Origin of the sequence: Formosa sediminum, assembly GCF_007197735.1 — a bacterium.
Classification (GTDB): Bacteria; Bacteroidota; Bacteroidia; order Flavobacteriales; family Flavobacteriaceae; genus Formosa; species Formosa sediminum.
In genome coordinates this window covers 582,400-606,838 of record NZ_CP041637.1, presented here as the reverse complement: position 1 = coordinate 606,838, position 24,439 = coordinate 582,400, and the positions used below count along the sequence as shown (strand labels likewise).

Here is a 24,439-nt window from a genome sequence, read left to right as displayed (position 1 = left end):
TTTGAATACAACTCACTTTAACGCTATTAATTTCACAACAAAATTTTATCTTATTTGTTTTGTTCTGTTTTTATTAAGTACCAATACGTTTGCTCAAGTTGTTCCCGAAACAGAGCAAGATAGTGTTAAAACTGGTCATGCTTTAGGGCGTATACATATGGCTAATCCATCAAGTATTGAATCTAAATATACTTATGATGCGTTTACAGATCGCTATATTTATACAGAAACAGTTGGCGATTTTAATATAAATTATCCTGTAATTTTAACTCCTGCAGAGTATCAAAAGCTAGTACAATCTGAGCAGTTAAAATCCTACTATAAACAAAAAATTGATGCTTTTGATGGGAGAAAGGAAGGCGCAGAAGACGCTAAGAAAAATTTGCTTCCAGAGTTTTATGTTAATTCAAGTTTTTTTGAATCTGTTTTTGGAGGAAATACTATAGAAGTTATTCCTCAAGGTACGGTAGAGATGGATTTAGGGGTGTTGTTTTCTAAACAAGATAATCCCTCGTTCTCACCCCAAAACCGAAGTAATTTTAGTCTCGATTTCGACCAGCGAATTAGTTTAAGTTTACTTGGTAAAGTGGGTACGCGTTTACAAGTCACTGCAAATTATGATACAGAGTCTACTTTCGATTTTCAAAATTTAGTAAAATTAGAATATACACCAACAGAAGACGATATTGTTCAGAAAATTGAAGTTGGTAATATCAGTATGCCTTTAAACAGTTCCTTAATAACAGGAGCGCAAAGTTTATTTGGTGTTAAAACCCAATTAAAATTTGGTAAAACAACGGTAACAGGAGTGTTTTCTCAACAAAATTCAGAAACAACAACTGTAATTTCGGAAGGTGGAGGTACATCAGAAGAATTTGAATTGTTTGCTAGAGATTATGATGAAAATAGACACTTTTTCTTAGCACAATATTTTAGAGAAAAATATGATGCTGCACTATCTAATTATCCCTTTATAAATTCAAACATCCAAATTACAAATATTGAAGTTTGGAAAACGAACAGAACCAACGAAACAGATAATGTTAGAAATATAGTTGCCTTTCAAGATTTAGGAGAATCAAATCCCGAATTTATAAATTCGTCAGTTAACGTATATAGTAGTCCTGGAGCTTACCCGGATAACGGAAATAATGCTTTTGATCCGACTGCAATTGGAAATGCAAATTCACAATTATCTACTGCAATACGAGAAATATCAACCGTACAATCAGGAATACTAGTTTCTGGGACAAGTGAAGGTTATGACTATTCTAAACTTGAAAATGCAGATAAATTAATAAGAAATACAGATTATACAGTAAATACGCAGTTAGGATACATATCATTAAGCCAGCGTTTAAATAGCGACGATATTCTTGCTGTAGCATTTCAATTTACTGTAGGAGGTAAAACATATCAAGTTGGAGAATTTACTAGCGATGGGGTCGATGCAACATCCATAGATGATAGTGGAGACCAAACCGTTGTTACTAATAATAATTTGGTATTAAAAATGTTAAAAAGTTCTACAACTAGTGTTAACCAGCCAGTATGGAAATTAATGATGAAGAACATTTATGATACAGGAGGATACCAATTAACAGAAGAAGATTTTAAATTAAATATTTATTACAAAGATGCATCTGCATTAAACTTTATAACTCCTGTAAATGGAAGTTTTGGTACAACTTTTAATGGAGAATCTATTGAAGAGGTAGCTTTATTACGATTATTTCATTTTGACAAATTAGATTTTAATGGCGATTCGCAACCTACTGGAGATGGATTTTTTGATTACCAAGAAGATATTACAATTATGTCTTCAGAAGGGAAAATTATATTTACCAAAGTAGAACCTTTTGGGGAGTATTTATTTGATGTTTTAGATATCGCTACAAGTTCTGCAGATTATGATACACCAAGTACATATAATGAGAATCAGAAAAAATATGTGTATAATGAGCTATATCAAGTCACCAAAACCAATGCATTAGACTATGCCGAGAAGAATAAGTTTCAATTAGTAGGTAAATACACCTCGTCAGGAAGTGATGGAATTTCTATAGGTGCATATAATGTTGCCAGAGGTTCTGTTACTGTTACAGCAGGCGGGCGTCAATTAATAGAAGGGATAGATTATACTGTAGACTACCAAATGGGAACGGTAGAAATTTTAGACGAAGCTCTAAAAGCATCAGACACACCAATACAAGTGTCTACAGAAAATAATTCACTGTTTGGACAACAAACCAAAACCTTTATGGGGTTAAATGTAGAGCACCAGTTTAGTGATAAATTTGTCTTAGGTGCCACCATTTTAAATTTAAATGAACAACCTTTAACGCAAAAATCCAGTTACAGTTCAGAATCTATTAATAATACTATTTTCGGTATAAATGGAAACTACTCTACAGAACTTCCTTTTCTTACCCGTTGGGTTAATAAATTACCAAATATAGATACAGATGTACCCTCAAACTTATCTGTGCAAGGTGAATTTGCCTACTTACTACCTGGTACGGCTTCAGGAACAGATTTTGATGGAGAATCTACGGTATATGTAGATGATTTTGAAGGGTCTCAAAGCGATATTTCTTTACTAACACAAGATTCTTGGGCTTTGTCAAGCAGACCGTTAAATTTAGATGTTCCAGGAAATACCAATGAAGATTCTAACGGAATTCAAAATGGCTATCAACGTGCCATGTTAAATTGGTATACTATCGATCCTTTATTTTATACTAGCGAAAGACCGTCAGACATGACCGACGATGATATGTCTAGTTTATATACAAGTCGAGTGTATATAGATGAGTTATTTCCTGAGCAAGATGTAGCAGCAGGTCAATCTACAGTAATTACAACCCTAGATTTAGTATATTATCCGCAAGAACGCGGACCTTACAATTTTGATCCTAGTACCAAGAGTGGCGTTATTCCAGATCCACAAAACAGTTGGGCCGGAATAACAAGAGCCTTAACAACGACAGATTTTGAACAATCTAATGTAGAATATATTGAATTTTGGTTACAAGATCCGTTTCAAGAAAACGATTCTAATCCAGGAGGGAAATTGGTATTTAACCTAGGTAATATTTCAGAAGATATTATTAAAGATGGGAAAAAACAATATGAAAATGGCTTGCCAGACGATGGTGATGTATCTATATTACCAACAACAGCATGGGGAACAGTAATTCCTCAAAATCAATCATTAGTGTATGCCTTTGATTCTGAAGGGGCAGAGCGTACCAATCAAGACGTAGGTTACGATGGGTATGATGATATAGAAGAGGCAAATGCATTTGGATCGGATTTTGGACCAGATCCTTCAAACGACAATTATGTATATTACTTAAATACTACAGGAACAATTTTTGATCGTTATAAATATTATAATGGTTTGGATGGTAACTCTCCAGATACCTTTACAGATACAAATAGAGGTTCTACAACATTGCCTGATGTAGAGGATATTAATCGTGATAACACCATGAATACTATAGATAGTTATTACGAATATGAATTAGAATTAACGCCTCAAAATTTACCAGATAATGCAAGTGATGTAGGGAATATACCAGAAGCTAATCCATTAAGTGAATATATAAAAGATATAAAAGTTGAGTCTAGAACATTACCTAACGGGCAAAGCACGAGTGTAAGATGGTATCAATTTAGAATTCCTGTAGAAGACGATAATGCGACAGCAGTTGGAGGGATTTCAGATTTAAGGTCGGTGCGTTTTGCGCGTATTTATCTTAAAGATTTTACAGACACTACCGTATTTCGTTTCGGATCTTTAGACTTGGTTAGAAGTGATTGGATTCGCTATACTTTAGCTTTAGACGATAATGATGTAACTCCAGACGATCAAAACACTGAATTTTCTGTAGGTGTTATTAGTACTTTAGAAAATGATGGAATCTATGAGTCTCCGCCAAATGTAGAACCAGAAGAATTATACAGTAACAATACCGTAATAGAACAAGATGAGCAGTCTCTAGTCTTAAATGTATGTGGTTTAGAAGTAGAAGATTCAAGAGGTGTATATAAAAGCATAAATTTAGATATGCGCCAATATAAGAACTTAAGAATGTTTGTTCATGCCGAAGATGATGGTACAAATGGTTTAAGTGATCATCCAGTTGCATTTATAAGAATGGGAAGTGATTTAACTGAGAATTATTACCAAATAGAACTGCCATTAGAAGTTAGCCAAGGTTCATCTAGTGAAGCACTCTGGCCAGAAGATAACGAAATTAATATAGCACTAGATTTACTTCAAGAAGCAAAATCTCTAGGGTTATCAGCAGGAACACTTACTAGTGAAGATCCGACATTTTACGATGTAATAGATGGGGAATTAAGTTTAGTAGACGATCCGTATTCTGGATATGTATTAGGACAACACCGTATAGGTATTAAAGGAAATCCAAGTACCGGAGATGTGAGGACGTTAATGCTAGGAATAAAAAACGGTTCCTCTAGTGAGCAATGTGGTACCTTTTGGTTTAACGAATTGCGTTTGTCTGACATGGATAGTGAAGGTGGTTGGGCAGCAGTTGTAACTATGGATACTAATATTGCAGATTTTGCAAGTGTAAGCGTAACAGGTAGTCAGAGTACAGCTGGTTTTGGAACTATTGAACAAAGCTCTACAGAACGTAGTTTGGAAGATGTGGTACAATACGATTTGGTTGCTAATGTAAACTTAGGGCAGTTATTACCAGAAAAATGGGGTTTACAAATTCCGTTTACTTATGGCGTAAGTGAAGAGACATCCACACCAAAATACGATGAATATTATCAGGATATAGAATTAGATGCTATATTAGAAAGTACAAATAATAGAGATTCAGTTTTAAATGTCAATCAAGATTATACCAAGAGAAAGAGTATAAATTTTATTGGTGTTAAAAAAATTAGAACAACAGAAACTAAACCTCATTTTTACGATGTAGAGAATCTAACATTAAACTACTCGTATAATAAAGTGAATCATCACGATTTTGATATTGAAAATTCTGTAGAAGAAACTATTAATTTAGGTGCAAATTATGCCTATAATTTTACGCCTAAAACCATAGAACCTTTTAAGAAAAATGATTCCCTCTTTACCGGTAAATATTGGAAAATATTAAAAGATTTTAACTTTAATTATCTACCAACTACTTTTACAGTAAGTTCTAAATTTTTAAGAGATTATAATAAGCAAACTTATAGAGAAGTAGAGCTTATAGAAGGAAATATTGGTGTAGAGGATCTGTATAGACGTAACTATACATTTGATTTTCAATATGCATTTAGTTTTAATCTTACTCGAGCATTACAACTTAATTATACTACCTCAAGAAGTAATATTGTAAAGAATTACTACACAGATGATGCTAACGAGTTACAAGATGCAAGTTTAGATGTTTGGGATGGGTTGTTCGATATGGGAGAACCTAATACATTGTACCAACAATTGGGTATAAATTATGAATTGCCATTATATAAATTACCGTTTTTAAGTTTTTTGCAAGCAACTTACTCGTATACAGGAGACTTTCAGTGGGAGAAAGGATCAGATTTATACGGAGATTTAGAGATAGATGGAGAAACTTACGATTTAGGAAACAGTATACAAAATGCAAATGTGCATAACATAAGTACGTCTTTAGATTTAACAAAACTGTATAAATATGTAGGCTTGGTTAAAAAAACATCTGGGCGTACTATTTCATCAAGACCAGCACCTAGGTCCCTTCCTCAAGAAGATAAACCTGAAGCAGTAAATCAGACCGCAAAAAACAAAAGTAATACGTTGCTAAATGCAGGTGTAGATTTAGTAACTATGGTAAAACGTGTTCAATTAAACTATCAAGAAAATAACGGATCTTATATCCCCGGATATTTACAAACACCTGGTTTTTTTGGAACAGTAGAACCTACATTTGGATATACTTTAGGGAGCCAAAGTGATGTAAGACAATTAGCAGCAAGTAAAGGCTGGTTAACCTTATACCAAGATTATAACGAGCAATATTTAGAAACCCATAATAAACAATTAGATATCTCTGCAAATTTGGAGCCCGTAAGTGACTTAAAAATAGATTTAACTTTTAACCGATTATATTCAGAAAGTTTAGCAGAAAACTATGTTATAAATCAAAACGGAACTAATTACGAATACCAATCTCTAACCCCTTATACATATGGTAACTTCAACGTATCTACTATAATGATTAAGAGTTTTGGTAAAAGTACAGAGACAGAATCTAAAGCATTCGATAAATTCAAGGAAAACAGATTAACCATATCCAGACGATTAGCACAGCGTGCAGGAGTAGATATGACAAATCCAGATAATTTTGAAGATGGCGATATTAATGGCTATGCCCTAGGTTTTGGTAAAACAAATCAAGCGGTACTTTTACCTTCATTTTTGTCTGCATATTTAGGAGAAGAAGCAGACGATGTTAGTTTAGGAGCATTTAGAAATGTACCCCTGCCAAACTGGGATTTAAAGTATACAGGATTTATGAAAATGGCCTGGTTTAAAAAACGTTTTAAAAGATTTTCTTTAAGTCACGGGTATCGCGCCACTTATACCATCAATCAATTTACAAGTAATTTAAATTATACCAATGTAGATTATTCCGTAGATTATTTAGAACAAAATGATGATGTATTTAATGAGTCTGGAGATTATTTAAATAAAAATCTGTACAGTAATATCAATTTAACCGAAATGTTTAGTCCGTTAATTCGTATAGATTTCGAAATGAATAATTCAATCAAGGTCTTGGCAGAACTTCAAAAGGATAGATTATTATCATTAAGTTTCGATAATAATTTAATGACTGAAATTATTGGTAATGAATACATTTTAGGGCTAGGGTACAGAATAAAAGATGTACGCATGAAATCAAAATTAGCTGGTCCAAATCAAACCATCGTGAGTGATATAAACATGAAAGCAGATGTGTCTTTTAGAGATAATAAAACCATTATAAGATATTTAGATTTAGATAATACCCAAGTTACCTCAGGGCAAACTATTTGGGCTTTAAAATATACGGCAGATTATACTTTTAGTAAGAACTTATCTGCAATATTCTATTTCGATTATAGTTTCTCAGAATATGCTATTTCAACCTCGTATCCACAAACCACTTTAAGTACGGGGTTAACTTTACGATATAATTTTGGGAATTAAAGCATTTAAGTTTGATTTTCTAACTTGAATAAATACATTTGTTAAACTTAATTTAAATAATATATAAATGAATATTCCATCAGAATTAAAGTACACTAAGGACCACGAATGGGTTAAAATAGAAGGTGATGTTGCAACAGTAGGTATTACCGATTTCGCACAAAGCGAATTAGGTGATATAGTGTATGTTGAAGTAGAAACAGTTGATGAAACTTTAGATGTCGAAGAAGTTTTTGGTACAGTTGAAGCTGTAAAAACCGTGTCAGATTTATTTTTACCTCTTTCAGGTGAAATTATAGAATTTAACGAACGTTTAGAAGACGAACCTGAAATTGTAAATTCCGATCCTTACGTAGGTGGATGGATGATAAAGATTAAAATTAGCAATCCAGAAGAGTTAGATACATTATTGTCTGATGCAGATTATAAAGCCTTAATAGGTGCTTAACAAACGCATTCTAATTCCAGTAGCTTTACTCTATACGTTTGCTTTAGCAACAGTGAGTTTAGTTAATTTAAACAATATTACAGAAGGAAGTCCTAAAAATAGTGATAAGGTGTTTCATTTTTTGGCATATTGTTTGCTAACATTAGTATGGTTTAGCGTGTTTAATTATGGGTATAAATGGTCTCAAGCAAAAGCAAACGTGTACACAGCTGTGTTCTCAATAAGTTTCGGAGTGTTAATAGAATACCTTCAAGGTCATTTTACAGAAACCCGACAATTTGATGTTTTAGATATCATTGCTAATAGTACAGGTGTAATTATAATGCTCTTAATTATAGAGATTAAGAATAAAACTGAACATAAAAAAATATAAACGCTTGCTTTTTTGCCAAATAATTGGTTATTTTAGCAATCCTGAAAACAATATATTATGGAACCTAAGAAAAATCCTCAAGCAAATGTTTCTCGTAACAGTGCTTTATACTTTGCGATTGGTTTAGCAATAATGTTAGCCCTAACCAATTTTGCAATTAATTACAAAACTTACGATAAAGAAGTCATCGACATTGGTATGATTAATATGGATGAAGAATTGGAAGAGGAAATTCCAATTACAGAACAGTTAAACACACCACCACCACCACCACCACCACCAGCAGCTCCAGAAATTATTGAGGTTGTTGAAGATGAAGTTGAGGTTGAGGAAACTGTGATTGAATCTACTGAAACAAGTCAGGAAGAAGAAATTGTTGAAGTTGAAGAAATTGAAGTTGAAGAAGTAGAAGAAGAAGTAGAAGTTCCGTTCTCTATAATTGAAAATGTACCAGTGTTTCCTGGATGTGAAAAAGGAAATAACAACGAAAAGAAAAAATGTATGTCAGACAAAATTTCTAAGTTCGTTAGTAAAAATTTCGATACAGATTTAGCTGGAGAATTAGGTTTATCAGGAAGACAGCGTATTAGCGTGATCTTTAAGATTGGAAAAGATGGTAATATTACAGGCGTACGTGCAAGAGCACCACACCCAAAATTAGAGCAAGAAGCTGCGCGTGTAATTAATAAATTACCACAAATGAAACCAGGTATGCAACGTGGTAAAGCTGTAATTGTGCCTTACTCTCTTCCAATCGTATTCCAAGTGCAAGATTAATACAAAATATTGTTTATATATAAAAATCCCGATACATTTTGTATCGGGATTTTTTTTGCGGCATGCTTATTGTTAATTTATCATAATATTAACATTTAATTTTAAATATTATGAAAGATTTAGTAAAAAAAGACTTATTGTTGATTCGGGTTAATGATAAAAGCGATGTGATTCATAGTAGGGATGTAAAGCTCAAAAACAATACAATGATTTATTTCCAAATTGGATTAATAGTGTGTTTACTCTTGGTTTATGGTTTGTTTGAAACGTCCTTTAAGCAGCAGGAATTACCCAAGGTAGATTATGCAGCTAATATTGAAGAATCTTCAGAATACATGATGGACAATTTTATAATTTATGAAACACCTAAAGCGGTTCAGACCATCGAGAAAAAATCTGTTAAGAAAACCATTTTAAGTGACACACCAATTGTTGTAGATAATAATGCTACTGTTGATACAGATTTTAAAGCTGTATTTACTCAGACCGATGAAACTCCAGTTTTAAAAGATGCATCTGATCTTGATATTGTAGAAATACCAGAAGATGAAGATGAAATTTTTAATATGATGGGTGTTGAGATTGTTCCTGTGTTTCCTGGTTGTGAATCTTCTAAATCTAACGAAGCTCGTAAAACATGTATGTCTGAGAAGCTTTCCAAATTAATTCAAAAAAAATTTAATACTAACTTAGCGGCAGATGAGGGACTTACTGGTATTCAAAAAATACATGTTCAATTTAAAATAAATAATAAGGGAGAGGTTACCGATGTAAAAGCACGTGCACCAAATAAAACATTAGAAAACGAAGCAAAACGCGTAATTGGGGAAGTGCCAACTATGATTCCTGGGAAGCAACGTAACAAAAATGTAAGCGTAATGTATACTATGCCTATTTTATTTAAGGTACAGGATTAAAACGCTTAAAAAAAACCATTAAAAAGTCGATATGATGCACAATCGTATCGGCTTTTATAATTTTTGTCTTCTTAAAAAATAGTATCTTTCGGCATTAAACTAATTGCTATCATTTTTTTATGAAATCACTACTTGTAATACTACTGCTTGCAGTCCCTGCCTTACAGTATGCACAAAATCAACACATACAACAACAACATTTTTCCGAGAAGCCACCTGTGTTTAAAGATTGTGAATCTTCAACGCTTGAAAATCTTCAATCGTGTTTCGATGAAACGGTTTATAATTTTGTTTATCATGCCTTTCAGATACCAGAAGAGGTTGTAAACGATCAATATAAAGGAGAACTTGTTGTCTTATTTGAAGTTAATAAAGACGGAGTATTTAAAGTATTGTATACAGATGCGATGTATAAATCTCTTCAAGATGAAGCCAGACGAGTATTTAGTCTACTTCCAAATATAAAGCCAGCACTTTATAAAGGGAATCCTGTGTATAAACAATATTCTATTAAAATACAAATCCCATTAGTCGCTTATCAGGCTGCTCAAAAAGAATCAGAAATAGATACTGTAGTAGCAGTTACAAAGATAAATCCCATTGAAGCTCGTGTAAAGAACGAATTAGATAGTATTAGTAAGGCGGTTAAATTCAATACTAAAAAACAGTTTAAAAGCACACTAAATATTCCCTTTAGTCATAGTTACTATTCAAAATTCGATAGACAAATGAATCTTGTTGGTACAAACAGCCATACAGGATCTAAACCTTTATTGTATTCAGACGTTAATACCTATTACAATTTTGGGGGTGAAGAAGCACAAACCCAAAAAACAGTGTCTACTTGGTTTGGACGTAAATTCTGGAATGAACATTTCGTTGAGGTTGAAGGAAAAAATTATTGGTTTACTGCCGATCCAATTTTGGATTTGCAAGTAGGTAAAGATACAGATGCCGATTTTAGTTATACTTATAATAATACGCGAGGTATTAATTTTCAAGGAGGTATTGGTAAAAATTTTAGTTTTTCAACCTCGTTTTATGAAAGTCAGGGACGTTTTGCCCAATACTATAATGAATACGCAGAAAGTTTAAAAGCTTGGGGACCAGATCCAGCTATAATTCCGGGTCGTGGTATTGCAAAAGCATATAAAGAAGATGCTTACGATTATCCAGTGGCAGAAGCCTATATGTCGTATTCTCCTGTGTCATTTTTAAACCTTCAATTTGGTCATGGTAAAAACTTTATAGGAGATGGTTATCGTTCGTTGTTATTGAGTGATGTATCTATACCTTCTCCCTACTTAAAACTTAATGTGTCATTCTGGAAGTTAAAATATACAAGTACTTGGTTATGGTTAAAAGATGTTAGAGACGATGTTGTAGAAGATAAAACATACCTAACAAAATATATGTCTAATCATTATTTAAGTTTAAATGTTACAAGACGATTAAATATTGGGTTATTTGAATCTGTTGTTTGGAGAAATACAAACGATAGAGGCTTTGATGTGAATTATTTAAACCCAATAATTTTTTTAAGAGCAATAGAGTTTGAGACGGGGCAAGGTGCAGGTAACGCCATTTTAGGATTAACAACTAAGTATAAGTTAAATGATAATATGAATTTATATGGACAGTTTATTTTAGATGAATTTTCTTTAGATGATGTGACAGGCGGAGAGAAAAGCTGGAAAAATAAATACGGTTTTCAAATAGGTTATAAATATTACAATGCATTTAAAGTAGATAATTTGCTACTTCAAGCAGAATATAATCAAGTACGTCCTTATACCTATTCACATAACACAATAACATTAAATTACGGAAACTACAATCAATCCATGGCCCATTTATGGGGTGCTAATTTTAGAGAACTAATACTCATAGGGCGTTATAATTATCAGCGTTGGTCTGCCGATGCTAAATTAATTGTAGGCATGCGAGGATTAGATTACGATACGGAAGAAGATAGTTATAGTTATGGAGGTAATATTTATAAAGATTATAACGACAGACCAGCAGATACAAATGTTAAAATTGGACAGGGCATTAAAACAAATTCTGTAAATGCAGAACTACAATTAAGTTATTTAATTAATCCTGCAACCAATTTAAAGCTTTTTACCAATGTAAGTTACCGTAATTTCGATCCCGAAGTTATTACTTCAACACTAGATAAAAGTCAAACAGTATGGTTTAATGTAGGTTTACGTAGTGACCTATTTAATTGGTATTTTGATTTGTAGAATTAACTTTTCAAAGTATATTTGCGCACTTTAAATTAATAAAGCGATAAGTAATCGACACCTTGAGTAGTACACCATCGTCTATTAAGACCCATTCACTAATTTCAGATTTTAAAGAAATCACGAAGATGCGCTTATCTATAAGTGTCGTTTTTTCTTCTTTAACCGGATATTTATTGGGCGTAGATGTTATAGATATAAAAACCTTAATTTTATTAAGTATAGGTGGGTATTTCATGGTTGGTGCATCCAATGCATTCAATCAAATTATTGAAAAAGACTTAGATGTCTTAATGGATCGTACCAAAAACAGACCCATACCTGCAGGACGAATGTCTGTAAATACGGCTTTTATCATAGCATCAATATTTACGCTATTAGGAATAATAGTTCTGTATGTAATTAATCCTAGAACGGCTATGTTTGGCGCTATATCTATTTTTATATATACTTGTGTATATACGCCATTAAAAACAAAAACGCCTTTATCTGTATTTGTTGGAGCTATTCCAGGGGCAATTCCATTTATGTTAGGCTGGGTTGCTGCAACAAATAATTTTGGGATTGAGCCAGGTGTGTTATTTATGTGGCAGTTCTTTTGGCAATTTCCACATTTTTGGGCAATAGGCTGGTTTTTATTTGACGATTATAAAAAAGGTGGTTTTTTTATGTTACCTACAGGTAAACGAGATAAGGGAACCGCTGTACAAATTATAATGTATACAGTTTGGACTATAATTATTTCAATAGTACCAGCTTTTGGGTTTACAGGTAAATTATTTTTATCACCTTTAGCTGCTATAGTTGTGTTTCTTTTTGGATTAGTTATGTTATATTATGCTATTCTTTTATTTAAAAAGATGACAGCCTTAGCTGCAAAACAATTAATGTTAGCAAGTGTGTCTTACATCACGCTAATTCAAATAATATATGTACTAGATAAATTTTTAAGATAATATGGATTTAACTGAAGGTACTTTAGAAGAAAAAACTTACAGAGCAAAGAAAGTTATGCTTTGGTTTGGATTAATTTCTTTAATCATGACTTTTGCGGGATGGACAAGCGCTTTTATAGTAAGTAGTAATAGGCCAGATTGGTTAGAAGATTATCAATTGCCAACCGCATTTTTAATAAGCACAATCTTAATTTTAATAAGTAGTGTAACACTATATTTTGCAAAAAAAGCATTAAAAAAAGGCAATCGTCAAGCTACAACACTGTTATTATTAGTTACATTAGGTTTAGGAATAGCTTTTGTATTTAATCAATTTTCAGGGTTTAGTGCTATCATACAGGATGGATATAATTTTACAGGACCTACTAGTAATATTACAATGTCTTACGTGTATGTAATTGCTGTAATGCATATTTTACACGTACTAGTTGGACTTATTTGCTTGCTTGTTGTAATTTATAATCATTTTAAACAAAAATATAGTCCAGTGAAAATGCTTGGATTTGAACTCGCCACGACTTTTTGGCATTTCGTAGATTTCCTCTGGTTGTATCTCTTTTTGTTTTTATATTTCTTTAAATAAATAATTTGTATATTTTTGACTAACCATAAAACTGAATAATTAATATGAATACTACAGTTATAAATACTGGAACCGAAGGAAAAACTTGGGGAGGAGGTAAAGAACCTCTAAATGCAAGTTACGGTAAAATGATGATGTGGTTCTTCATCATGTCTGATGCCCTAACCTTCTCAGGTTTTTTAGCAGCCTATGGCTTCTCTAGATTTAAATTTATTGATTCATGGCCTATAGCAGATGAGGTGTTTACACACGTTCCGTTTATGCATGGTCAAGAATTACCTATGATTTACGTTGCTTTTATGACGTTTATTTTAATTATGTCATCTGTTACTATGGTACTTGCTGTAGATGCAGGACATCATTTAGATAAAAATAAGGTATCTGTCTATATGTTTTTAACTATTATAGGAGGTATTATCTTCGTTGGATCTCAAGCATGGGAATGGCAAACATTTATTAAAGGTGAATATGGAGCTGTGCAAACGCGTTCAGGAAACTTGCTTCAGTTTGTAGATGCAGAAGGACATCGTGTAGCTATTAGTGATTTTGCAATTGCAACGCCTCACGAGAGAACTCAACATGAAAGAAAGAATGGATTATGGTTTACAGATGAAGGTTCTCTTCCAATGTTTACTGTAGATGAAGTTGTGAAAGGCTTAGAAGCTAACGAAAATATTTTGGTAAGAACAGAGCTTCTAAATGCTGAAGGGCAAAAAACAGTATTGTCTAGAGCAGAGTCTGTAAATCAATTAAAATCTAACGGACAACTTGTTGTACAAGGTGCAAACCTTCACGTTAACGAATACGGGAAACCAATATTTGCAGATTTCTTTTTCTTTATTACAGGATTTCACGGATTTCACGTATTTTCGGGTATCGTATTAAATATTATTATTTTCTTTAATGTACTTGTTGGGACATACGAAAAAAGAAAAAGTTACGAAATGGTAGAGAAAGTTGGTCTTTACTGGCACTTTGTAGATTTAGTTTGGGTATTTGTTTTCACATTCTTCTACTTAGTTTAATTTTAAGATATAATTTTTAGATCATGGCACACGCACAAAAATTAGAAATATTTAGAGGAGCACTTAAATTTAAGTCTAATAAAGATAAAATCTGGGGAGTATTAATTCTACTATCTGTAATTACAGCTATAGAAGTCATATTAGGAATTTATAAACCAGAAATATTAATGGGGTATATTGCTGGAATGAAAGTTTTAAACTGGATCTTCATCATCTTAACCGTTGTAAAAGCCTATTATATTACTTGGGACTTTATGCACATGCGAGATGAAAAAGCAGGTCTTAGACGCGCAATTATATGGACTGCAGTATTTCTAATATGTTACTTAACTTTTATATTATTAACAGAAGGCGGTTATATAGAAAATGTATACTCTAACGGATATATTACACACGATTTTTAATATACTATAAGTGTTAAATCAAAGTATAAAGGCGGTTTATTAAACCGTCTTTTTTATTTTTGCACTATAGTTGAAATTTGATGTCAAGTTTTGCTTTAAAGTCTAATTTATGAACGCTAAAAAAATAAAAAGATACGCAGTACTTTGTATCTTATTTTTTCTTCCTGTTACTTTTCTATTGTTTTTATACCCGGCAAAACACAATTACAATACATTAGACATTTTACATGATCAGGTAGCCGATATTAATGGTTTTGTATCAACAACAGACCAACCTGTTTTATTAGAAGACCATTTAACAGTTTTAGGCTTTTTTGGAAACACGCCTTTAGATAAACTTACAGCTGCATCAAATTTAAAAGAATTAATTTACGATAAATTTAAAGGATTTAAGACGTTTCAAATTGTTATTCTTTTACCAGAAGGTACAGAAGCAGAAGCTAAGACTTTAAAGGCTGAATTAATGAAGTACGAAGAGCTAAAGTATTGGCATTTTGTCTTTGGGTCTGAAAATGCAATTAAAGCTATTCATAATAGTTTAGATACATCAGACAGATTAGATGAAAATTTAGCTACAAACAATGTTTATATTGTAGATAAAGAGATGAATTTAAGAGGGCGGTTTGATGATAGAACAGATAACGAATTAGCGAAAAAAGTTAAGCCTTATTCAAAAGCATCTTATGATGCTATTAAAGTGGCCGATTTAAAAAATAAAATGAGTGAAGATGTTAGAATCTTATTTACCGAATATCGTCAAAAACGTAAAGGTAATTTCGATTCTACATCTAGACGAGCAAACGATTTAAAAGGAACAGATGAGTAAAAAATCAAATTATTCTTACGTAGGCATTGCCTTTATTATTCTCGTTTTTGGAATTCTATTTATTCCAAAAATTGTAGATCGTATTAAAAACGACGACATTTCCCGTAGTGATAGAATAAGCAACGTACCCGATAATAATTTTTCAACTCAAGAAAAATTAATGTTTATAGAAGTTAATGGAGCGCCTAAAAAAGTGCCAGACTTTAGTTTTGTAAATCAAGATGGAGATACCATTACCAATGCAGATTATTTGGGTAAAGTTTATATTGTAGAATTTTTCTTTACAACATGTCCAACTATTTGTCCTATTATGAGTCATAATCTCGTACAGATTCAGGAACGTTTTAAAGGTATAGAAAATTTTGGGGTTGCTTCGTTTACGATTAATCCTAGCTATGATACACCTGAGGTTTTAAAGGCTTATGCTGAAAAATATGGTGTAACAAATCCCAATTGGAATTTAATGACTGGTAAACGTGAAGATATTTATCAATTAGCAAATTTAGGCTTTAATTTATATGCAGCAGAAAATGAGACAGTAGCTGGCGGATTTGAACATTCTGGAAATTTTGCACTAATTGATAAAAATGGATTTATAAGATCCCGATCAGATAATTATGGAAATCCTCAGATATACTACAGAGGGACAATTACCGAATCAGAAAAGTATAACGAAGATGGTGAAGAAGAAGAAATAAGTATGCTTAAAGAAGATATTAAAAAACTTTTAAATGAATAATTCTGAATACATTGTAAATACAGAAAAAGCAGCGAAGTATAATAAATGGATTATTGCTTTATCTGTAATCATTCCCATTGCTGTAGCTATTTTATTTGGTATTAAAATACCTAATGTAAAACCCTTAGGATTTTTACCTCCAATTTATGCAACAACAAATGGCATTACAGCTATAGTTTTAATAATGGCTTTTTTAGCTATTAAAAAGAAAAATATAAAACAGCATGAGTTGTTAATTAAGATCGCAATGGCACTCTCTGTGTTGTTTTTAGTACTATATGTAGCCTATCATATGACTAGTGATTCTACTAAATTTGGTGGGGTTGGTGTAATAAAATACATATACTATTTTATATTATTTACCCACATTGTATTATCGGTAGTAGTTATTCCTTTTGTTTTAATCACTTACGTACGTGGTATAACTAATGATATAGTACGCCACAGAAAAATTGCTAAAATTACATTTCCACTATGGTTATATGTAGCTGTTACAGGTGTAATAGTGTATGTTTTAATTTCTCCTTATTACAGTTACTAATGAAAAAACCATTTATACTTTTTATCGTTCTAATCTTTGCTGTTAGCTTTACTGCAGATGCACAATGTGCAATGTGTCGAGCTGTTTTAGAAACAGAAGACGGACAAGGCGCAGCTAAAGGTATTAATGATGGTATAGTGTATTTAATGGCTATTCCCTACTTATTAATGGCTGGAATTGGTTATGCTATGTATCTAAAATTTTTTAGAACAAAAAAATAATTTGTTTTTACTGTAACAATTTCTTGATTAAGTAGTCTTAATATTAGTTGTTTATACCAAATCTCTGAAATTTAGAGTTTAACAGCGCCAACCATTAAGCCATCTAATATGATTGAAATTACAGATTTACATAAATCTTATCACATGGGGTCTAATTCGCTACATGTGCTTAAGGGCATTGATTTTAATGTAAAAGAAGGCGAGTTAGTCTCTATAATGGGATCTTCAGGATCAGGCAAATCTACCTTGTTAAATATTTTAGGCATGTTGGATGAAGCAGATTCCGGTAGCTATACTCTAGATGGATTCCCCATAAAAAATTTAAATGAAAAAATTGCAGCCAACTACCGCAATAAATTTTTAGGTTTTATTTTCCAATCTTTTAACCTTATTAACTATAAATCTGCTTTAGATAATGTAGCTATGCCTTTATACTATCAAGGGATAAAGCGAAAAGAACGTATTGAAAAAGCAGCATATTATTTAGAAAAAGTTGGACTTGCAGATTGGTCTCACCATTTACCTAACGAAATGTCGGGAGGCCAGAAACAACGTGTTGCCATAGCACGTGCATTAGCGAGTGAGCCCAAAGTACTCCTAGCCGATGAACCTACAGGAGCTTTAGACACTAAAACGTCTTACGAAGTCATGGACCTAATTCAGGGTATTAACGAAGAAGGAAAAACCATTTTAATTGTAACTCACGAACCAGATATTGCACAAATGACTAAGCGTGTAGTGAATTTAAAAGATGGGTTAATTATAAACGATACCAAGGTAGAACAAGTAAGAGCAATAGCAAATGTTTGATATTGAACGCTGGCAGGAAATCTTTGAAACCCTCCGAAAAAATAAATTAAGAACGTTTCTTACTGGACTTTCTGTGTCTTCAGGAATTTTTATTTTGGTTATCTTACTCGGATTCAGTAAAGGTATTCAGAATGGTGTAACCTCTCAGTTTGAACAAGATGCGTCTAACTTAATTAGCATTTGGCCAGGTATAACTACTAAAGAGTATAAAGGCTTAAATCCAGGGAGATTTATTCAGTTTAAAAATAACGATTTCAATACAATTTCCAGAAAGTACAGCAATAACATAGAACATAAATCTGCTTTTTACACCATTTGGGGAGGATTAGTAAATTATAAAAATGAATCTGGTTCGTATAGAATTCAAGGTGTGTTACCAGGAAATCAGTTTATAGAAAACGCAGATATAGGGCAGGGACGCTTTCTTAACAACTCCGATGTCGAAGAAGCTAAAAAAGTAGCAGTAATAGGTAATCGCGTTAAAAAAGATTTATTTAAAGATGAAGACCCTATAAATAAAGATATTTCAGTCTATGGTATAAGCTATAAAGTTGTAGGTGTGTTTTTCGACCCAGGTGGAGAGCGCGACGAGAGTAAAGTATTTTTACCGCTAACTTCTGCTCAACGCGCTTTTAATGGCGCAGACAAAATACGTAATATGATGTTTACATTAAAAATGTCAGACAATTATAGTAAAGCCGCAGAAGAGTCGGCAGCCATATCAGAAGCAATACTTGCCGATTTAAAACAAAATCATGTCGTCTCCCCAGACGATACTAGCGCTATTAGTGTTTATAACACTATGGAAGAAGCAAAAAAAATATATTCTTTAATTGCAACCATTTCAGCTGTATTTTGGTTTGTAGGTATAGGTACTATCATTGCAGGTGTTGTTGGTGTGGGTAACATTATGTTAATTATAGTAAAAGAACGTACCAAAGAAATAGGTATACGTAAAGCTTTGGGAGCACAACCCATGTCTATTGTAGGTATGATATTGCAGGAGTCCGTTTTTGTAACTCTATTCTCAGGTTTATTCGGATTAATATCTGGACTCGGTTTATTAGAATTTGTAGGACCGCTAATAGAAAGCGACTTTATAAAATATCCTCAAGTCGATTTTAACACAGCTCTAACTACTGTTTTCATTTTAGTGATTGCAGGTGCATTAGCAGGGTTCTTTCCTGCCTATCGTGCAGCCCAAATAAAACCAATAATTGCTTTAAGAGACGAATAATATGTTTAGTAAAGATAGATGGGACGAAATATTGGAGGCCTTAAGCGCTAATAAGTTTAGAACTTTATTAACGGCGTTTGGCGTGTTTTGGGGAATTGCAATTTTAGTATTGTTATTAGCTTTAACCAATGGGTTAACAAATGGAGTAACAGCAGATTTTGGAAACTTTGCTACAAACTCTATGTTTATGTGGACCCAACAAACTTCTATTTCTTATAAAGGATTACCTAAAGGACGATTTTTTGATTTTAAATTATCAGATGTAGAAGCTCTAAAAGCAGAAATTCCTGAACTTAAATATGTCTCGCCACGATTACAATTAGGTGGTTATAGTGGGGAAAACAATGTGGTTAGAGGGATGAAAGCAGGAGCCTTTCAAATTAATGGCGATTACCCCGAATATATCAAACAACAACCTATGGATATTACTAGTGGTCGTTTTATAAGTTATTCAGACATTCATGTTAATAGAAAAATTTGTGTAGTAGGCGTAGATGTGATTAAAAGTCTCTATGATAAAGATGAAGACCCATTAGGGACATATATAAAAATTAGTGGAGTTAACTTTATGGTTGTAGGAACCTTTAGAGCGAGTAATTCTCAAGGTGATCAAGAAGAAGAAGCTAACACTATTTTTATTCCATTTACTTCGTTTGGAAAAGCATTTAACACCGGAGAAGATGTGTATTGGATGGCCATTACAGGACAGGATAATATTAGTATTACAACTATTAAGCCCAAAATTTTTGAGCTTATGAAAGCACGTCATAAAATTCATCCAGACGATGATAGAGCAATTGGTGATTTCGATTTATCTGAAGCCTTCGGTAGGGTTAACGGATTATTCTCCATTTTAGGACTTGTAGGATATTTTGTAGGCGCATTAGTTTTAATGTCTGGAATTATAGGTATTAGCAATATTATGCTAATCGTAGTAAAAGAGCGCACAAAAGAAATTGGAGTACGCCGTGCCTTAGGTGCAACGCCTTGGACAATTAAATCTCAAATATTACAAGAGAGCTTAATTTTAACTATAAGTTCAGGAATGGTGGGCATATCGTTTGCAGCAGGAGTAATTTGGATTATGAATTATATTTTAGATAATAATGGACCTGTAGAAAACTTTGCAAATCCAAGTGTAAGTATGTCTGTCGTTTTTACAGCCTTAATCATATTAGTGGTATCTGGATTATTAGCAGGCTTAATTCCTGCAAATAGTGCTACTAAAATGAAACCTGTAGACGCATTAAGAATAGATTAAAAAACAAAGAATTAACATCATATGAAAAGATCATCAACCGTAATCGTATTAATCCTAATTGTTGTTGTTTTTGCAATATCGCTCTTCTATCTATGGAAGAAAAATCAGGAAGATCCTATAACCTATACTACAGATGTTCCGGTAGAGCAAACTATTGTTTTAAAAACGGTAGCAACCGGTAATATTGTACCTAAAGAAGAAGTACTTATTAAACCCAATATTTCAGGCGTTATAGAAGAAATTTATATAGAAGCTGGAGCGTATGTTAACACAGGCGATTTAATTGCTAAAATTCGTGTTATTCCAAATGTGTCTTCATTATCAAGTGCTAAAAATAATATAGCGACAAATGAAACCGCTTTACAAACTGCAAAAATTAATTTTGAAACTCAAGAAGCTAATTATAAAAGGCAAAAAGTTTTATTTGAAAAAGGGGTAATTTCTCAAAATGATTTTGATGCTGTTGAAAATACATATTTACAAACCAAACAAGCCGTGGCTCAAGCAGAAATAAATGTAACCTCTGCAAGACAAAATTTTGATATTATAAAAACAGGAACTACTTCAGGTTTAGGTAATATTGCACAAACTTTAATTCGTTCTACAGTTTCTGGTATGGTGTTAGATGTGCCAGTAAAAGCAGGAAATCAAGTTATTGAAGCTAATAATTTTAACGAAGGTACTTCAATAGCGACTTTAGCAGATGTAAATAAAATGATTTTTGAAGGTAAAGTTGATGAAAGTGAAGTTGGTAAGATAAAAGAAGATCTACCATTAGAGATTACGGTGGGTGCAATTGAAGATAAAACCTTTGATGCAGTATTAGATTATATCGCACCACAAGGTGTTGAAGAAAACGGAGCCATTCAGTTTGAAATTAAAGGGACTTTAACTAAGGTTGATGACGTTTTTATTCGTGCAGGTTTAAGTGCCAATGCGTCAATCATTTTAGATAAAGTTGAAAATACTCTAGCCATTAAAGAAGCATTAGTACAATACGATACAGAAACCCAAAAACCATTTGTAGAAGTTGAAGTAGGCGAACAGAAATTTGAAAGAAAAGATGTAGAGTTAGGTATTAGTGATGGTATATTTGTTCAGCTGAAAAGCGGAATTTCAAAAGATGATAAAATTAAAGTTTGGAACCAAATTCAAGGAATTCCAAAATATGCTCAATAAATTAACGATTGGGTGTAACACTTTTAACAATTCTTAGACTGATAATGTAATTATGAAAAAAATAACACTTTTAGGCCTTTTCCTTTTTAGCGGATTAACCATTTACGCACAAGATAATAAACAATGGACTCTTCAAGAGTGTGTAGATTATGCGTTGGAAAATAATATATCTATAAAGCAATCAGAGTTAGATACTCAGCTTACAGATATCGATAAATCTCAAGCGGTAATGGATTTTTTACCAACCTTAAATGCAAATTCATCATTTAGTGTGAATACGGGAGCAAACATTAACCCCACAACAAACCAGTTTGAAAACGAAACATTTAGATCTGCAAGTGGAGGTGTTAACTCTGGTGTTAATTTGTTTTCTGGTTTACGTAACTGGAAATCTTTACAACGCTCTAAAATAAATGCTATAGCCTCTCAATATCAATTAGATAAAATGAGAGACGATATTTCAATTTATGTAGCAAATGCGTTTGTAGATATTTTATATAATAAAGAACAAATAAAAGTTTTAGAATCTCAAAACAGAATCACTAAAGAAAATTTAGAACGTACTAAAGAATTAGTTGAAGCAGGTGTATTACCTCAAGGCGATTTATTAGAAATAAAGGCTACGGATGCTACACAAAATCAGCAAATAATTGCAGCAGAAAATGATTTATTTATTTCAAAAATTGGATTAGCACAACTCTTACAAATTAAAGATTATCAGAGTTTTGATATTGCAGAAGAAGATTATGGTTTATTTCCAGATTCTATTTTAGAAGAAGATGCTTCAACAATAATAGAAAAAGCAAAAGAAGAAGTATACGATGTAAAAGTTGCAGAATCTAACTTAGAGTTAGCCCAAAAAGATTTGGAGTTAGCCAGAACATTATATTATCCTACGTTAAGTGCTTATATGGGATATAGTACTTATTGGTCGGGTACGAACATAGATTTTTCAACTGGAAATACAATGGGATTCTTTGATCAATTATCTACGTTTGATGGTACATCTATTGGACTACAACTTAGTGTTCCAATTTTTAACGGATTAACCACTAGAAATAATGTTAAACGTAGCCAAATTAATGTAGAACGTTCTAAATATTTACTAGAACAAGCAAATTTAGATTTAGAAGCTAATGTATATCAGGCTTATAATGATGCAAAAAATGCTAAAAAATCTTACGAAGCTGCAATGCAAACTGAAGAAGCTAGAAAATTAGCATATGAATATGCCGAAGAGCGTTACAAGGTAGGATTATCTAATGCATTTGATTTTAATCAATCATCAATTAATTATGAAAATGCACAATCCGATGTTGTTAGAACAAAATATCAATATATCTTTAAAGTCAAAGTTTTAGAATTCTATTTTGGAATTCCAATCGACCAAATTAATTACAACTAAACCATGAACAAGAAAAAGCTTATTCTTATTATTTCCATTATTGTTGCACTTCTTGCATTGCTTGTTATTGGCAAAAAAGCAGGTTGGTTTGGTAAACAATCAAATTTTAAGGAAGTAGAAACTCAAGAAATTACAACAATAGATATTATTGAAACGGTTTCTGCTACGGGTAAAATACAACCAGAAATAGAGGTTAAACTTTCTAGTGAAGTTTCTGGAGAAATTATTGACTTACCAGTTCGTGAAGGTCAAGAAATCGAGAAAGGCGACTTATTAGTAAAGATAAATCCTGATATATATCAATCTAGTTTAAACCGTTCTCAAGCAACACTTCAAAATGCTAAATCAGGTTTAGATCAGGCAGAAGCATCATTAAAAGAAGCCAAAGCCAATTACGAGCGTAATAAAACCTTATATGAAAAAGGAATTATTGCAAAAGCAGATTGGGATAAAGCCATTTCTGCTTACGAAGTAGCAGAAGCCACTAAAGCGGCTGCATTTTATAATATGCAAAGTGCTGGAGCGACTGTAAATGAAGCTAACGATAATTTAAATAGAACAACAATTTTTGCTCCAATGAGCGGAACAATTTCTAAATTAGATGCCGAATTGGGAGAACGTGTAGTTGGTACCCAACAAATGGCAGGAACAGAAATTATGCGTGTAGCCAATTTAAATAATATGGAGGTCGAGGTCGATGTTAATGAGAATGATATTGTTAAAGTAAATATTGGTGACTCTACAATTGTAGAAGTCGATGCGTATTTAAAGAAAGAATTTAAAGGTATTGTTACCGAAATAGCAAATTCTGCAGATGAATCTCTAACATCGGATCAGGTTACAAATTTTAAAGTTAAAGTTAGAATTTTAAAAGAATCGTATCAAGATTTAGTAGAAGGTAAACCAAAATCATATTCTCCGTTCCGTCCAGGTATGACTGCAACAGTAGATATTATTACTAAAAAACGTAAAGATATCATTGGCGTACCTATTAGCGCAATTGTAATAAAAAACGATACTACGAGCTCAAAAACAACAGCACCAAAAACAGTAGAATCTACTGAAAAATTTGAATGTGTATTTGTAAAAGAGGGTGATATTGCTAAACTTCGCGTTGTTAAAACAGGAATTCAAGACAATTCAAATATTGAAATTGTTTCGGGTTTAGAAGTTGGAGATTTGGTGATTACTGGACCATATAATATGGTAACCAAAACTTTAAAGACTGGCGATAAAGTAGGATCTGAGTCTGATAATGTAGAAGAAAAAACAGAAGAATAATTT

20 protein-coding genes are annotated in these 24,439 nt (G+C 32.5%); all 20 read left to right on the top strand.

All coding sequences use genetic code 11. The features are described from left to right. The first annotated feature begins 1 nt into the window (after position 1). The 20 genes from sov to FNB79_RS02695 all read left to right on the top strand — a co-directional run bounded on the left by sov (position 2) and on the right by FNB79_RS02695 (position 24,436). Complete coding sequence (sov, locus tag FNB79_RS02790) at positions 2–7,204, top strand: T9SS outer membrane translocon Sov/SprA (RefSeq protein WP_246073319.1); 7,203 nt, start codon at positions 2–4, stop codon at positions 7,202–7,204. 67 nt (positions 7,205–7,271) lie between these two features. Next, a complete protein-coding gene (gene gcvH, locus FNB79_RS02785; protein ID WP_143379851.1) occupies positions 7,272–7,652 on the top strand; it encodes a glycine cleavage system protein GcvH in 381 nt (126 codons plus the stop codon). Then, positions 7,645–8,025 (top strand): VanZ family protein, encoded by a 381-nt coding sequence (locus FNB79_RS02780; RefSeq protein WP_246073318.1) that lies wholly within the window; start codon positions 7,645–7,647, stop codon positions 8,023–8,025. Before gcvH ends, FNB79_RS02780 begins: the two co-directional genes overlap by 8 nt. 57 nt (positions 8,026–8,082) lie before the next feature. Beyond that, positions 8,083–8,802: an energy transducer TonB gene (locus tag FNB79_RS02775; protein ID WP_143379850.1), complete on the top strand. Its 720-nt coding sequence runs from the start codon at positions 8,083–8,085 to the stop codon at positions 8,800–8,802. Between the two features lie 110 nt (positions 8,803–8,912). Beyond that, positions 8,913–9,719, top strand: coding sequence for an energy transducer TonB family protein (locus FNB79_RS02770; protein WP_143379849.1), 807 nt, complete (start codon positions 8,913–8,915; stop codon positions 9,717–9,719). A gap of 119 nt (positions 9,720–9,838) precedes the next feature. Next, positions 9,839–11,968: a capsule assembly Wzi family protein gene (locus tag FNB79_RS02765; protein ID WP_143379848.1), complete on the top strand. Its 2,130-nt coding sequence runs from the start codon at positions 9,839–9,841 to the stop codon at positions 11,966–11,968. 62 nt (positions 11,969–12,030) lie between these two features. After that, complete coding sequence (gene cyoE / locus FNB79_RS02760; protein ID WP_143379847.1) at positions 12,031–12,924, top strand: heme o synthase; 894 nt, start codon at positions 12,031–12,033, stop codon at positions 12,922–12,924. A gap of 1 nt (position 12,925) precedes the next feature. After that, positions 12,926–13,507: a cytochrome c oxidase subunit 3 gene (locus FNB79_RS02755; RefSeq protein ID WP_143379846.1), complete on the top strand. Its 582-nt coding sequence runs from the start codon at positions 12,926–12,928 to the stop codon at positions 13,505–13,507. Between the two features lie 44 nt (positions 13,508–13,551). Beyond that, entirely contained in the window at positions 13,552–14,532 is a 981-nt protein-coding gene (locus tag FNB79_RS02750) for a cytochrome c oxidase subunit 3 (protein WP_143379845.1), read from the top strand. Positions 14,533–14,555: 23 nt separating this feature from the next. Then, entirely contained in the window at positions 14,556–14,936 is a 381-nt protein-coding gene (locus FNB79_RS02745) for a cytochrome C oxidase subunit IV family protein (RefSeq protein ID WP_143379844.1), read from the top strand. Positions 14,937–15,045: 109 nt separating this feature from the next. Further along, positions 15,046–15,762, top strand: coding sequence for a hypothetical protein (locus FNB79_RS02740; protein ID WP_143379843.1), 717 nt, complete (start codon positions 15,046–15,048; stop codon positions 15,760–15,762). Next, positions 15,755–16,501 (top strand): SCO family protein, encoded by a 747-nt coding sequence (locus FNB79_RS02735; protein WP_143379842.1) that lies wholly within the window; start codon positions 15,755–15,757, stop codon positions 16,499–16,501. Before FNB79_RS02740 ends, FNB79_RS02735 begins: the two co-directional genes overlap by 8 nt. Beyond that, entirely contained in the window at positions 16,494–17,042 is a 549-nt protein-coding gene (locus tag FNB79_RS02730; RefSeq protein WP_143379841.1) for a DUF420 domain-containing protein, read from the top strand. The genes FNB79_RS02735 and FNB79_RS02730 overlap by 8 nt, the downstream gene beginning before the upstream one ends. Then, positions 17,042–17,263 (top strand): hypothetical protein, encoded by a 222-nt coding sequence (locus FNB79_RS02725; protein WP_143379840.1) that lies wholly within the window; start codon positions 17,042–17,044, stop codon positions 17,261–17,263. Before FNB79_RS02730 ends, FNB79_RS02725 begins: the two co-directional genes overlap by 1 nt. 108 nt (positions 17,264–17,371) lie before the next feature. After that, entirely contained in the window at positions 17,372–18,073 is a 702-nt protein-coding gene (locus tag FNB79_RS02720; RefSeq protein WP_143379839.1) for an ABC transporter ATP-binding protein, read from the top strand. Beyond that, on the top strand, positions 18,066–19,310 hold the full coding sequence (locus tag FNB79_RS02715; RefSeq protein ID WP_143379838.1) for an ABC transporter permease: 1,245 nt from the start codon (positions 18,066–18,068) through the stop codon (positions 19,308–19,310). Before FNB79_RS02720 ends, FNB79_RS02715 begins: the two co-directional genes overlap by 8 nt. 1 nt (position 19,311) lies before the next feature. Continuing rightward, positions 19,312–20,571: an ABC transporter permease gene (locus tag FNB79_RS02710; protein WP_143379837.1), complete on the top strand. Its 1,260-nt coding sequence runs from the start codon at positions 19,312–19,314 to the stop codon at positions 20,569–20,571. A 21-nt stretch (positions 20,572–20,592) separates the two neighbouring features. Next, positions 20,593–21,750 (top strand): efflux RND transporter periplasmic adaptor subunit, encoded by a 1,158-nt coding sequence (locus FNB79_RS02705; RefSeq protein WP_143379836.1) that lies wholly within the window; start codon positions 20,593–20,595, stop codon positions 21,748–21,750. Positions 21,751–21,802: 52 nt separating this feature from the next. Continuing rightward, positions 21,803–23,155 (top strand): TolC family protein, encoded by a 1,353-nt coding sequence (locus FNB79_RS02700; RefSeq protein ID WP_143379835.1) that lies wholly within the window; start codon positions 21,803–21,805, stop codon positions 23,153–23,155. Between the two features lie 3 nt (positions 23,156–23,158). After that, positions 23,159–24,436: an efflux RND transporter periplasmic adaptor subunit gene (locus FNB79_RS02695; protein WP_143379834.1), complete on the top strand. Its 1,278-nt coding sequence runs from the start codon at positions 23,159–23,161 to the stop codon at positions 24,434–24,436. The last annotated feature ends 3 nt before the right edge of the window (positions 24,437–24,439 follow it).

What these genes read in the sequence shown, in the direction of transcription:
- gcvH (WP_143379851.1), top strand. Translation starts at nt 7,272, where the DNA reads ATGAATATTCCATCAGAATTAAAGTACACTAAGGACCACGAATGGGTT.
- FNB79_RS02775 (WP_143379850.1), top strand. Translation starts at nt 8,083, where the DNA reads ATGGAACCTAAGAAAAATCCTCAAGCAAATGTTTCTCGTAACAGTGCT.
- FNB79_RS02770 (WP_143379849.1), top strand. Translation starts at nt 8,913, where the DNA reads ATGAAAGATTTAGTAAAAAAAGACTTATTGTTGATTCGGGTTAATGAT.
- FNB79_RS02765 (WP_143379848.1), top strand. Translation starts at nt 9,839, where the DNA reads ATGAAATCACTACTTGTAATACTACTGCTTGCAGTCCCTGCCTTACAG.
- FNB79_RS02755 (WP_143379846.1), top strand. Translation starts at nt 12,926, where the DNA reads ATGGATTTAACTGAAGGTACTTTAGAAGAAAAAACTTACAGAGCAAAG.
- FNB79_RS02750 (WP_143379845.1), top strand. Translation starts at nt 13,552, where the DNA reads ATGAATACTACAGTTATAAATACTGGAACCGAAGGAAAAACTTGGGGA.
- FNB79_RS02745 (WP_143379844.1), top strand. Translation starts at nt 14,556, where the DNA reads ATGGCACACGCACAAAAATTAGAAATATTTAGAGGAGCACTTAAATTT.
- FNB79_RS02740 (WP_143379843.1), top strand. Translation starts at nt 15,046, where the DNA reads ATGAACGCTAAAAAAATAAAAAGATACGCAGTACTTTGTATCTTATTT.
- FNB79_RS02735 (WP_143379842.1), top strand. Translation starts at nt 15,755, where the DNA reads ATGAGTAAAAAATCAAATTATTCTTACGTAGGCATTGCCTTTATTATT.
- FNB79_RS02730 (WP_143379841.1), top strand. Translation starts at nt 16,494, where the DNA reads ATGAATAATTCTGAATACATTGTAAATACAGAAAAAGCAGCGAAGTAT.
- FNB79_RS02725 (WP_143379840.1), top strand. Translation starts at nt 17,042, where the DNA reads ATGAAAAAACCATTTATACTTTTTATCGTTCTAATCTTTGCTGTTAGC.
- FNB79_RS02720 (WP_143379839.1), top strand. Translation starts at nt 17,372, where the DNA reads ATGATTGAAATTACAGATTTACATAAATCTTATCACATGGGGTCTAAT.
- FNB79_RS02715 (WP_143379838.1), top strand. Translation starts at nt 18,066, where the DNA reads ATGTTTGATATTGAACGCTGGCAGGAAATCTTTGAAACCCTCCGAAAA.
- FNB79_RS02710 (WP_143379837.1), top strand. Translation starts at nt 19,312, where the DNA reads ATGTTTAGTAAAGATAGATGGGACGAAATATTGGAGGCCTTAAGCGCT.
- FNB79_RS02705 (WP_143379836.1), top strand. Translation starts at nt 20,593, where the DNA reads ATGAAAAGATCATCAACCGTAATCGTATTAATCCTAATTGTTGTTGTT.
- FNB79_RS02700 (WP_143379835.1), top strand. Translation starts at nt 21,803, where the DNA reads ATGAAAAAAATAACACTTTTAGGCCTTTTCCTTTTTAGCGGATTAACC.
- FNB79_RS02695 (WP_143379834.1), top strand. Translation starts at nt 23,159, where the DNA reads ATGAACAAGAAAAAGCTTATTCTTATTATTTCCATTATTGTTGCACTT.